The sequence below is a fragment of the Phytoactinopolyspora endophytica genome (genome assembly GCF_004138495.1).
Lineage (GTDB): Bacteria > Actinomycetota > Actinomycetes > Jiangellales > Jiangellaceae > Phytoactinopolyspora > Phytoactinopolyspora endophytica.
The window spans coordinates 264,245-276,040 of sequence record NZ_ML142853.1; the positions used below are offsets into that span (position 1 = coordinate 264,245).

The following is an 11,796-nucleotide window of genomic DNA, read 5'->3' on the forward strand; positions in this document are numbered from 1 at the left end:
CCGCCACCGCCACCGCCGCCACCGCTACCGCCACCGGGGGCCGGTCGCGGTGGGCGGGCGGGCATCATGCCCGGGTTGGGACGTGGGCCTCCGCTGCCACCGCCGCTGGGACGACCACCGCCGCCGCCACCGCCGCTGGCACCAGGAGCACCGGAACCGGACCCCGTACCGGCGCCGGAACCAGAGCCGGAGTCGCGCCGGCCTTGTCGCTGCATGCCTGTCGAGCCACCAGACGCGAACGGGTTGTTACCCGGGCGCGGACCGGCCGGCGGGCGCGGCGTGGGCCGCTTCCCCATGCCTGTGTTGTCGCCACCGAACGGGTTGTTTCCAGGGCGCGAGCTGCCGGGCCGAGGCGCCGGACCTGGCTTCGGTCCGCGGGGCTCAGCCGGACGGCCCGACTCCGCCGGGCGCTCTGGCCTGCCGGGGCTAGCGGGCTTGGCCGACTCGCTGGGCTTGTCCTTCGGTCGGTCTGGCGCGCCGCCTGGCGCATCGCCTGGCGCATCGCCTGGCGCATCGCCTGATGTACCGCCCGGTGCGTCGCCTGTCGTCCCGCGAGGGGGCGCAGGCCGCGCTGCCGGCCCAGGCTTGGGCCCAGGTGCCGGGGACGGCGCAGGCGTCGGCCGCGGGCCCGGCTTGGGCGCCGATGGGCGCTCGACGGCCGGCGAGGAGTCCTCGGCGTCCTGCTGTGCCGCAGGCGCGCTCGGTGCCGCGTCGGATGGTGTGGGGGATGTAGGAGCGCTCGGCGCCCTTCTCGCATCGCCCGCGGATGCCGACGACTTCTTCGCCGCACCGCCTTGCGCGGACGACTGGTTCGCGAACGCTTCCCGAAGCTTACGGACGACTGGCGCCTCTACCGTGGAGGACGCCGACTTGACGTACTCACCGAGATCGCCCAGCTTACCCAGGACGTCCTTGCTCGATACTCCGAGCTCCTTGGCAAGCTCATGTACCCGGACCTTTGCCACTGCTCTCCTTATCGGTCCGGGCTTGCGGGCTCGGACCGGCTAGGTGTTGTGCGTGCTCATCGTTGCGTGCTCATCGAACGCTCATGAGAGTCACGTCGTGTCTCCTTCTTTCCTGGCCAGTAGATCGGCCTGGATCCGTTCCAGTCCGACCTCAGAGCCCACGTTGAGGCTCACTTCACTGCCTCGAGCCATCGCCGCACTACACTAACGTCTAACGGCCCTCCGCGGCGAAACGACCGCGGAAAGGCACGTCGCCGTTCGGCGATGTCCAGGCATCCCGTGCTCGGGTGAATGTACGCTCCTCGCCCGGGAAGCCTGCCGTCGGGGTCAGGCACCAGTTCCATCATTGGCCTGGAGCCGTCGACGACGACACGGAGCAGCTCGGATTTCTCCGCGCGTGAACGGCAACCCACACATGTACGAATAGGTCCCCGCCGACACACACGGTCCTCCGCGGTCATAGTTTACCGTCTTTCTTGCCTCATGCTGAAGCCTGGCGGCTCGCCAATGTGCGAGCCGCCTTCGTCCGTCGCTTCGAATCCTGCCCGTCTGGGCCGCTCAGGCCTGCTCGGGCCGCATCGTCGTGACCGACTCCTCCGGTTGCGTATCAGGCCGGATGTCGATACGCCAGCCGGTCAAACGAGCCGCGAGCCGTGCGTTCTGCCCTTCCCGCCCGATCGCCAGGGACAGCTGGAAGTCCGGCACGATCACCCTGGCTGTCTTGGTGGCCTCGTCGACGATCTCCACGCTTTGGACCCGGGCCGGTGAGAGCGCGTGGGAGACCAGTTCAGCCGGGTCCTCTGACCAGTCGACGATGTCGATCTTCTCGCCGTTCAGCTCAGTCATCACCGATCGGACCCGAGCACCCATGGGGCCGATACAGGCGCCCTTGGCATTCAGGCCAGGCACCGTCGAGTACACCGCGATCTTGCTGCGGTGACCTGCCTCCCGGGCAATCGCGGCGATCTCCACCGAACCGTCGGCGATCTCCGGGACCTCCAGCGAGAACAACTTCTTCACCAGATTGGGATGGCTGCGAGACAGCGTGACCGTCGGTCCGCGGAAGCCCTTGCGAACCTGCAGCACGTAACAGCGGATCCGGCTGCCGTGCTCGTAGCTCTCTCCTGGCACCTGTTCCGCTGCGGGCAGCGTCGCCTCGAGCCGTCCCAGGTCGACCTGGACCGACCGAGGATCACTGCCCTGCTGGATGGTTCCGGAGACGATGTCGCCCTCTTTGCCCAGGAACTCTCCGAACGTCGCTTCGTCTTCGGCGTCCCTGATCCGCTGCAGGATCTCCTGCTTCGCGGTGGTGGCCGCGATCCGGCCGAAGCCCTCGGGCGTGTCATCCCATTCCCGCACGACGTTGCCTTCATCGTCGTGCTCCTGAGCCCACACGGTCACGTGCCCGGATTGGCGGTCGAGCACGACGCGCCCGCGGGGATGCGCCTCTCCGGTGCGCTGGTACGCCAGGAGCAGGGCGCGCTCGATGGCCTCGACAACACGGTCGAACGGAATGTCCTTCTCACGTTCGAGCACGCGCAGCAATGTCAGGTCGATATCCACGTCAAGCTCACCCCGTCTCCGCGTCGGCCGAGCCTGGGTCCTCGGCGTCGACCATGTCGCCACGGTTGAACTCAACCTCGACGCGCGCCTTCAAAACCTGGTCGTACGCGATCTCGCGCGCAGTACCGTCGATCTCCAGGACGACCGAACTGTCCTCAGCGACCTGCACCCGTCCGGTGACGCTGCCGCCCTCGGCGAGCTTGACCTTGACAAGGCGCCCCGTCGCGCGGGCCCAATGCCGCGGATGTGTCAGCGGCCTGGAAACACCCGGCGAACTGACTTCCAGCGTGTACGGGACGTCACCCATCGCGTCCGACTCGTCAAGAGCCGCAGAGATCAAACGGGAGACGTCCGCACATCGGTCGAGGTCGACACCGCCGTCTGCGTCGACCACGATCTGCAGTCGGCTCCGTCGTCCGGCCTGGGAGACACTGAGCTCTTCGAGGTCCAGCCCTTCGCTTTCGACGACTGGTTCAACAATCCTCTGAAGGAGGCCACGATCTGCCGGACTCACACGCACCCTCCTCACTCTCAAGTTTTCTGGCGCGAAGCGCGCCGGTCATCTAGTGCTTTCCAACGATACATGCAGCCGCGAGGAGAGAAGCGAACATGCAGGTGGTGTCGCGCGGAACACCAGCAGGCGACCACCCGCTGAACACCCGAATCGAGAAGAAAGTTAAGGTTCTGCGGTGAGTGATACGGCAGGTGTGCGGCGTCGGCCCGTGCTCTTGACGATCGCTGGGACGCCCCTATTGGGCGCCGCCTTGACCGCGTGCACGAGTGAACCGGCGGGCAAGCGCGTCGGCGACACGAGCGAGCCCGACCCTGACGCACGCGTCCGATGGGACGCCGTCCAGGCGGAGCAGGATCTGCTGGCCTTGCACGTCGCCACCGTCGCCGCACACGACAACCTGCGCGATCTCATCGAGCCGATCGCCATCCACCACCGCCGTCACCTGGAGTCACTACTCGACGACGGCCCACTCCCCTACCTGCTCACACCTGAGATCGACCCGCGGCCGGGCGGCGATGCGGGCAGACCAGACAACGACGACGAGATTACCGGAAACGATGATTCCGCTGGCGATGGCGCGGACGCCGGGGACGACGGTGACTCTGAGGACGCCGGGGAGTCTGAGGACGACGGCGACGACGTCTTCGCCCTCGACCTGGGAATGATCGACACCCCGGACATACCCGATGACCCCGGCAACGCCGTCGAGGCCATCATCGAAGCCGAGCGTGCCGCTTCCGAGTCGCACGTGGCGAGCTGCCTGCTCGCCGCCGACCCGAGACTGGCGGCGTTACTCTCGTCGATCGCCGCGGCCGAGGCCACGCACGACGTCGCGCTGAGGAACGCATGAGACGCGCAACGCGCCCATCGGCTCGGTCTCGGTTCAACCTGTTGCGGCCGGCCTCCGGATCCGGCTCTCCCGAGATGTCCGGCCCGGCCGAGCAAACGCAGAACGATCGGACGCCGACGCCCGAGGCCCCGGCTGAAACGTCGCCGCCGAGTCCCGAGCCGGCAGATAGGATTCTCGAAGCCGTGCAGGCCGCCCTCGCGGGTGAGCACGCGTGCGTGTACGGGTACGGCGTCATCGGCGCGAACCTTGGCGGGGACGAGCAGGCGGCCGCCCGCCGTGCACGCCAAGCACACGAAGCTCAGCGCGACGCCTTGCACGACCACGTATTGGCCCTCGACGCAGCTCCCGAAGCGGCGCTGCCCGCGTACGCGCTTCCGTTCGACGTCGACGACGCCGCTTCCGCGCGCGAGCTGGCCGCAACTCTCGAGGAACGCCTCGCCGCGGTGTACGTCGACCTGGTGGCGGCCGGACCAGAGGACGACCTGCGCGCGTTCGCCGCCGAGACACTCATCGACGTCGCCGTGGAGCACACCCGTTGGACCGGCAGCACCACGGCGTTCCCCGGCCTGGAGAACCGGTGAGTTCCTTGATCACATACGACTTCGGGGCGTTATAGCGCACTGAACTCGCATGTGATCAACTCACAGGTGCGGAAGAGATCACATGTCGAACTGCTCGAGCGCGCGCAGCTTGTTGGTGACGTCCAGCGCCGCCACCTTGTACGCCTCGGACAAGGTCGGGAAGTTGAACACAGTGTCCACCAGGTAGTCGACGGTGCCTCCACACCCCATGACGGCCTGTCCGACGTGCACGAGGTCCGCCGCACCGGTGCCGAACACGTGGACGCCGAGCAGGTGCCGCGTCGACGGCGAGACCAGAAGCTTGAGCATCCCGTACGAGTCCCCGGCGATCTGGCCGCGAGCCAGCTCACGGTAGCGGGAGATCCCAACCTCATATGGCACTGAGTCGCCGGTCAGCTCCTCCTCGGTACGGCCGCAGAACGAGATCTCCGGAGTCGTGTAGATCCCGAACGGCTGGATACCCCGGAGCTCGTTGGCCGGCTCACCGAATGCGTACAGCGATGCGAGCCTGCCCTGGTCCATGCTCGTCGCGGCGAGAGCCGGGAAGCCGATCACGTCGCCCACGGCGAAGATGTGCCCCACCTCCGTCCGGTACTGCGAGTCCACCGCTATGCGGCCGCGCTTATCTGCCCAGAGCCCCGCGTTCTCCAGCGAGAGGTCCTCGGTGACACCCTGCCGCCCGGCCGAGTACATCACGGTCTCGGCTGGGATGCGTTTGCCACTGGAGAGCGTCGTCACGGTGCCGTTCCGCCCGATCTCGACCTTCTCGACATCCTCACCGAACCGGAACGCCACCGAGAGGTCCCGCAGGTGGAACTTGAGCGATTCGACCACCTCCGGATCACAGAAGTCGAGCATCCGATCACGCCGTTCGACGACGGTGACCCGGCAGCCCAGCGCCGCGAACATCGACGCGTACTCGATGCCGATGACACCCGCGCCGACCACGACCATCGAGTCCGGCAAGCGGTCCAGCAGCAGGATGCCATCGGAGTCGACCACCCGTGCGTCGTCGAACTCCACGTGCGACGGCCGGGCCGGCCGGGTACCGGTCGCGATCACGATGTTCGCGGCGGTGACCTGCCGGCGTTCTCCGCCCCCTTCGACCACGACCGTATGCGGATCGACGAACCGCCCGGTGCCGATGATGAGCTCGACATGGTTGCGCAGCAGTTGTGCCCGGACAACCTCGATCTCCCGGCTGATGACCTGCTGTGTCCTGGCCATCAGATCCTGGACGGTAATGTCCTGCTTGACGCGGTACGACTGCCCGTACACCTCACGCATCGATAGGCCCGTCAGGTACAGGACGGCCTCTCGCAAGGTCTTGGACGGGATGGTCCCCTTGTTCGCGCTGACACCGCCGACCATGTCACGTCGTTCGATGACGCACACCCGTTTGCCCAGCTTCGCGGCGCTGATCGCCGCCTTCTGACCTCCGGGCCCCGATCCGATCACGAGCAGGTCGTAGTCGTATTCCGCTTCGTCCACCATTACTCCTCCGGCCGCCGAGACTAGGTACAGCTTGTCCCACATGATCGACGGAGCCAACCCCAGGCTGGGGAGACCTTCGTTACAATATTCATCATCTGTTGAATCGAAGTCGCCGACGGCCACCGGCTCCGCACTCCGAGCGACGGTGCGACGACGTCACCACCACAGCCAGAGCGACGAGTACTGCTCCGACGACGCCGCGCACGCCTAGATTCTCCTGCAGCAGCACGGCTCCGAGCACGGCCGCCGTCAGTGGCTCCAGCAGCGAGATCAGCACCGCGGACCCGGTCGCCACGCTGCGGAGCGCGGTGAAGTACAGGACGTATGCCACCGCCGTCGGCGCCACTCCCAGGTACACGAGCAGCATGACTGTCTCCGCTCGCACGTCGACCGCCAGGTCGCCGATCAGCGCCGCCAGCGGAAGCGTGATCACGCCCCCGACACAGAACGAGACGCCGATGGTCGGCAAGGCGGTCAGACCGCCGACGGGCCGGGCCCCGAGCACGGTGATGGCCGCGAATCCTCCGGCCGACGCCAGCGCGCACAGGCCGCCGGCGATCGCGGTACCGAGGCCGCCTGCGTCCGGTGCTCCGACAAGCAGGACGAGCCCTGCCGCAGCCGTCCCGATGGCAACGATGGTTCGCCGGGTGGGCCGCCGTCGCCCGATGACGCTTTCAGCGACGACGACGATGACTGGCGCCGCACCGAGCGTGAGCAGAGTGGCCAGCCCGACGGAGTTCAGCTCGATCGCCGCGAAATACCAGCTCTGGTACCAGGCTGTGATCACTGCGAGGACGAGCAGCCGCTGCAGGCCGCGCTGCCCCGGCCGCAATGTGCGCAACCGCCCGGATATCAACAGCCAGCCCACGATGAGCATCCCGCCGATCGCCAGCCGATATCCAGCGACCGCCATCGGACCGACGCCGGTGCTGTCGCCGAGCAAGGTGCCGGCCAGGCCGCCGGTCCCCCAGAGCACGCCCGCGGCGACTACTGCGAACTGGTCACCCCGGGCGGGGGCCACGGCAGCCGCGGCTGCCGTCGATGCGCTCGCCGTAGACCTGCTTGTCGTCGATGCGCCCGGTGTAGCCGCGCCCGGTGTAGCCGCGCCCGGCTCGGGCATGCCGGGAGTGGGGACGCCAGGCGTATTCGTTCCATCCACGTGAAGACTCCTGCGATGAGTGCTGCAAAAGGACTCGCGGGAGCGGGACGTGAAGGCCCGACGACGTGGTCAGCCGCGCATGGCGGCAAGCATGAACTCGCCGGCCATCCTCAGATGATGGCCGGCGCGGCACAGCGCGCCCCGCTTAGGGGCGCGGCGGAGGGGTGATCGGGAAGCACCGGTGCATAGGAGTCACTCTACGCCAGGACGGTAGGTGCCGAATGCCCAGATGTTCCCTTCGGGATCGCGTACGGCGTAGTCGCGGGATCCATAGTCCTGGTCGGTCGGCTCCATCACGACCTCCGCTCCGGCCGCGACCGCCCGTGCATGGTGCGCGTCGATGTCGTCCACGACGACGTAGACACAGGACGGGGTGATGTCGAACAGTGGGTCGCCACTGCCGATCACCCCGAATCCAACCATGTCGCCGTCGTAGCTCAGCTCGACGTGCACAACCTGTCCGTCGTTCTCGTGAACCTGCTGCTCCGTGAACCCGAACGCGTCGACGAGGAATCGCAGCGCGGCGCGCGGATCACGGTAGCGCAGACTGGGGAAGATCGTCTGGTGACGTATTGGGGCGCTCATATACGACACGCTACGAGGGCTCAGCCGATCGGGCTTGGACGAATGTTACCTCCGGCCCATCTCTGCGACGGCCGTTTCGTCAGCCGGCGACGGTGGTGGCATGTCCCACTGGTCATCGAGCGTCTGAGCACGGTCACATGCACGGCGTGCGGTCAGCAGCCCAAGAGCCGTGGCTTGCGTTACGCGTTGCCGGGACGTCAGCTGCGCTCGGCGATCAGCTCCGAGGGCGTGCACCCGGCCAGTGCCTGGACGTCCCGTACCAGGTGGCTATGGTCGGCGTAGCCGCACTCCGCCGCGACCTCGCTGATGGAATGTGACCCGTCTAGCAGCGATACGGCGCGCGCGAACCGGAGCACCCGCGCCGCCGGTTTCGGCCCGAGTCCGACATGCCGCCGGAACCGCTCGCCCAGGTGCTTCCTGCTCCAGCCGACCGCTTCCACCAGTTCACCGACGGAAACCCGGCCGTCAGTACGCCGCATCCGGTCCCAGCACCATGCGATCGCCGGATCCGGTACCCGCGCGAGCTCGGAGCGCCCGAGAAGAAAGCCGTCGACGAGGTCGAACCGCGCCGGCCAGTCCGGCGCCGACACCAGCCTGTCGACGAGGCGAGGGCCGTCACTGCCGAGTACATCGTCCAGCTGCAGCACACCCGTCCTGATCTCGTCCCCGGTCAATCCGAGAAGCCGGTACGCACCCAGCGGCGTCAGATCGATCTGGATCCCGCGCTGGGCTCCGGTGTACTCGGTGATCGCATGCGCTTCGCCGAACCCTGCGACGAACGACGTCAGCCTCAACGGCGCAACACTCGGGCCAGCGTCCAGGCCAGGTGCCGTCGCCTGGGCGGTACGGCCATCACGGGAGACCTGAGCGGCGTTCGCGTCCGCGGGCCCGACGTATCCGCTCATCTGAACGTGGATGGTGTCGCCGAAGCTGATGATCACCGGAACCCGGGCACTCGGCACCTCACGTCGCCGCACGGGCCGTAGCGCGTGCTCGGCATAGCCCGTGTACCCGACAACGTCGCCCGCGAGCGCCGGACGCGGCAGACACCGCGCGAACGCCCACGACACGTCCTCGGCCTCATGCCGTTGCGCGGAGATGATCCTGAGCTTCTCGCCTGACGTGCTCACCTTCAAAGTGTGGCGCAGCCGCGTGCGCGCGTCCATGATCATCAACGACGGGACCGGTCATGATGTGGCCGACCGTTGATGATCATGGAGCAACGTTCATGAGTTGCGCAGCAGGGAGCGCAGGTGAGCCACCACGTTGGAGACCGGCACGTCGGTGCGTTCACCGGAGCGGCGGTCCTTCACCTCCACGACGCCGTCGGCCAGGCCGCGCCCGACCACGACGATGGTCGGCACCCCGATCAGCTCCGAGTCCTTGAACTTCACGCCAGGGCTGACTCCGCGACGGTCGTCGTAGAGGACCGTGACACCTGAGCGCTCCAGCTCGTCGACGAGCTCGTCGGCCGCGGAGAACACAGCATCGTCCTTCCCGGTGGCGACCAGATGCACGTCGGCGGGCGACACCTCCCGCGGCCAGATGATGCCGTCGTCGTCGTGCGAGTTCTCGATGATGGCGGCCACGGCACGCGAGACGCCGACGCCATACGAACCCATGGTCGGCGTCACCAGCCGGCCACTCTCGTCCTGGACCTGCAACCCGAGCGCCTCGGAGTATTTGCGGCCCAGCTGGAAGATGTGTCCCATCTCGATGCCGCGGGCCAGCTCAAGGGGCCCTGAACCGTCTGGTGCCGGGTCGCCGACGCGCACCTCGGCCGCTTCGACCGTGCCGTCCGGTGTGAAGTCCCGGCCGACGACGAGGTCGATCACGTGCTTGCCGGACTGGTCGGCCCCGGTCACCCAGCGGGTGCCTTCGACCACGCGGGGATCGACCAGATAGCGGATCCCCGAGGTGTTCTTCTCCCCGAGCGTCCCGGGGCCGATGTACCCCTTGGCCAGCATCGGGTACGCGGCGAAGTCGGCCTCTGTGAACGCATCCAGCTCGGCCGGCTCCACCTGTGCCTGCAGCCGCTTCTCGTCCACGTCGCGGTCGCCCGGGATGCCGATCGCCAGCGGCTCCCGCGTGCCGTCCGGCTGACGCAACATCACCAGCACGTTCTTCAGGGTGTCGGCAGCCGTCCACGCATGGTCGGCGCGCGGGAAGTGCGCGTTCAGATGGTCGACCAGGGTCTCGATGGTCGGTGTGTCCGGTGTGTCCTCGACGTGTGCGGCGGGGGCGTCGTCGTACGACACCGGCGACGGAGCGGGCGTGACCACCGCCTCCACGTTGGCTGCGTATCCGCCCGCCGAACGGACATACGTGTCCTCGCCGCTGGTGGCGTTCGCCAGGAACTCCTCGCTTGCGGAGCCGCCCATCGCGCCCGACATCGCCGAGACGATGACATAGTCCAGCCCAAGCCGGTCGAAGATCTTGATGTAGGCCCCGCGATGCGCGTTGTAGGAGCGCATGAACGCCTCGTCGGAGACGTCGAACGAGTACGAGTCCTTCATCACGAACTCGCGCCCGCGCAGGATGCCGGCCCGCGGACGCGCCTCGTCGCGGTACTTGGTCTGGATCTGGTACAGCGACAGCGGCAGATCCTTGTACGAGGAGAAGATGTCCTTCACCAGGAGCGTGAACATCTCCTCATGGGTCGGCCCGAGCAGGTAGTCAGCCTCCTTGCGGTCCTTGAGCCGGAAGACGTTCGGCCCGTACTCCTCCCACCGGTTGCTCGCCTCATACGGTTCTTTGGGCAGCAGCGCCGGGAAGTGCACCTCCTGCGCGCCGATCGCGTCCATCTCCTCGCGGATGATCGTCTCGACGTTGCGCAGCACCCGATACCCGAGCGGCAACCAGCTGTAGATGCCGGGCGCGGCACGCCGGACATAGCCGGCGCGGACCAGCAGCTTATGGCTGATGACCTCGGCATCGACGGGATCCTCGCGCAGCGTGCGGAGGAACAGGGTCGACATGCGCATGACCACGGGGCGTACTCCTGTTGGTAGTGGGTTGACGGCTCGAACCGGGCTGGTGCTCGCCGGGTTCCGACAGACACGACCGCGGGCCGTCACATATCACGAGCGGCTGCGCTGCCCTGTCGGATCCGACCTGGACGAGGATAGCTGCCATCACCTCCGCTCCGACACTCGATATGGCCGGCGTCCGACGCGGGACATGGCACGCCTCCACATTCCAGAAATATCGCACCGAACAGCGAGCGCTCACCGTGCCGGGTACGGCATCCGGACGGTCATGCGCACGCGCTTCAGTCGCCGCCTATCATCGTCAGACCCTCGTCAGCACCGCCGCGGCTCTCGACCATGTCGACCGTCCGTTCGTGTGCGCGCTCCAGCCGTGCCTCGGTCGCAGTGCCGGTCTCGCCGCTGTCCAGGGCTCCGGGTACGTCGAGGACCTCCACCGGCGGTGTATACGACTGGTACAGCGGCAGGTACTCCGCGCCGGTCGTGCCGAAGGTGCCGTCGTCGAGGTCCTCGGTGAAGGTGAAGCGGGTCAGCAACCCCTCCGACTTGGCGGTCTCAGGCTCACCATGGTTGGCCATCAAGTTGCCCATCCCGTAGACGACCCACTCGCCGTCGACATTCTCGATCGGCTGCACCACGTGCGCGTGGTGGCCGAGCAGCAGGTCGATATCATCGGACTCGAGCAGCTTGGGCGCGAGCTCGAGCTGATCCTCGTTGGGGTCCTGAACGTACTCGTCGCCCCAGTGCAGCGCGACGATCACCACTTCTGCGCCGTCCTCGCGAGCCGCGGCGGCCTCCTCCAGGATCGCATCCTCATCGATCAGGTTGCTCCGCCATTCCTCGTCGTCCGGGTACGGGATGCCGTTGAACCCGTGCGTATAGGACAACAGCCCCACCTGTACCGGGCCGTCGGGCGTGTCCACGCTGATCACCGTCGCCCGCTCCGCCTCCTGTTCCGTTCGCGCGGAACCGGCGTGTGCCAGGCCTGCCTGGTCCAGCGTGTCAAGCGTCGTGTCGACGCCATCGGCCCCCTGGTCGAACGTGTGGTTCGACGCTGTCGTACACGCGTCGTACCCGGCGTCGACCAGTGCCGGCACG

At 67.4% G+C, this 11,796-nt stretch carries 12 protein-coding genes; 2 read left to right on the forward strand and 10 right to left on the reverse strand.

The annotated features are described in order from the left end of the window. The 4 genes from ELR45_RS40785 to rimP form a co-directional block, all read right to left on the reverse strand. Positions 1-965, reverse strand: a 965-nt coding sequence (locus ELR45_RS40785) for a translation initiation factor IF-2 N-terminal domain-containing protein (protein WP_240759610.1), incomplete at its 3' end; no start/stop codon positions are given. A gap of 170 nt (positions 966-1,135) precedes the next feature. Beyond that, positions 1,136-1,426 (reverse strand): YlxR family protein, encoded by a 291-nt coding sequence (locus ELR45_RS42695; RefSeq protein ID WP_129666241.1) that lies wholly within the window; start codon positions 1,424-1,426, stop codon positions 1,136-1,138. Positions 1,427-1,523: 97 nt separating this feature from the next. Then, positions 1,524-2,528: a transcription termination factor NusA gene (nusA, locus tag ELR45_RS12045; RefSeq protein WP_129666243.1), complete on the reverse strand. Its 1,005-nt coding sequence runs from the start codon at positions 2,526-2,528 to the stop codon at positions 1,524-1,526. Between the two features lie 7 nt (positions 2,529-2,535). After that, on the reverse strand, positions 2,536-3,042 hold the full coding sequence (rimP, locus tag ELR45_RS12050; RefSeq protein WP_129666245.1) for a ribosome maturation factor RimP: 507 nt from the start codon (positions 3,040-3,042) through the stop codon (positions 2,536-2,538). A gap of 175 nt (positions 3,043-3,217) precedes the next feature. Here rimP and ELR45_RS37615 point away from each other — a divergent pair, with 175 nt between their 5' ends. Further along, positions 3,218-3,892 carry a hypothetical protein gene (locus ELR45_RS37615; RefSeq protein ID WP_205856461.1) on the forward strand — a complete coding sequence of 225 codons (675 nt, stop codon included), beginning with the start codon at positions 3,218-3,220 and terminating at the stop codon, positions 3,890-3,892. Positions 3,893-4,074: 182 nt separating this feature from the next. Continuing rightward, on the forward strand, positions 4,075-4,473 hold the full coding sequence (locus ELR45_RS12060; RefSeq protein ID WP_205856462.1) for a ferritin-like domain-containing protein: 399 nt from the start codon (positions 4,075-4,077) through the stop codon (positions 4,471-4,473). A gap of 78 nt (positions 4,474-4,551) precedes the next feature. On the opposite strand, the gene sthA is transcribed toward ELR45_RS12060, so the two are convergent. The 6 genes from sthA to ELR45_RS37620 all read right to left on the reverse strand — a co-directional run. Continuing rightward, the gene (sthA, locus tag ELR45_RS12065) at positions 4,552-5,964 is read right to left on the reverse strand and encodes a Si-specific NAD(P)(+) transhydrogenase (protein ID WP_240759521.1); all 1,413 of its coding nucleotides are present in this window, start codon (positions 5,962-5,964) and stop codon (positions 4,552-4,554) included. 94 nt (positions 5,965-6,058) lie between these two features. After that, on the reverse strand, positions 6,059-7,126 hold the full coding sequence (locus ELR45_RS12070) for a DMT family transporter (protein ID WP_129666249.1): 1,068 nt from the start codon (positions 7,124-7,126) through the stop codon (positions 6,059-6,061). A gap of 192 nt (positions 7,127-7,318) precedes the next feature. Then, a complete protein-coding gene (locus tag ELR45_RS12075; RefSeq protein WP_129666251.1) occupies positions 7,319-7,711 on the reverse strand; it encodes a VOC family protein in 393 nt (130 codons plus the stop codon). 197 nt (positions 7,712-7,908) lie between these two features. Beyond that, entirely contained in the window at positions 7,909-8,841 is a 933-nt protein-coding gene (locus ELR45_RS12080; protein ID WP_165367699.1) for a helix-turn-helix domain-containing protein, read from the reverse strand. Between the two features lie 96 nt (positions 8,842-8,937). Then, complete coding sequence (locus ELR45_RS12085) at positions 8,938-10,695, reverse strand: proline--tRNA ligase (protein WP_205856463.1); 1,758 nt, start codon at positions 10,693-10,695, stop codon at positions 8,938-8,940. Positions 10,696-10,982: 287 nt separating this feature from the next. Beyond that, the coding region (locus ELR45_RS37620) for a CapA family protein (RefSeq protein WP_205856464.1) at positions 10,983-11,796 on the reverse strand (814 nt) is incomplete at its 5' end.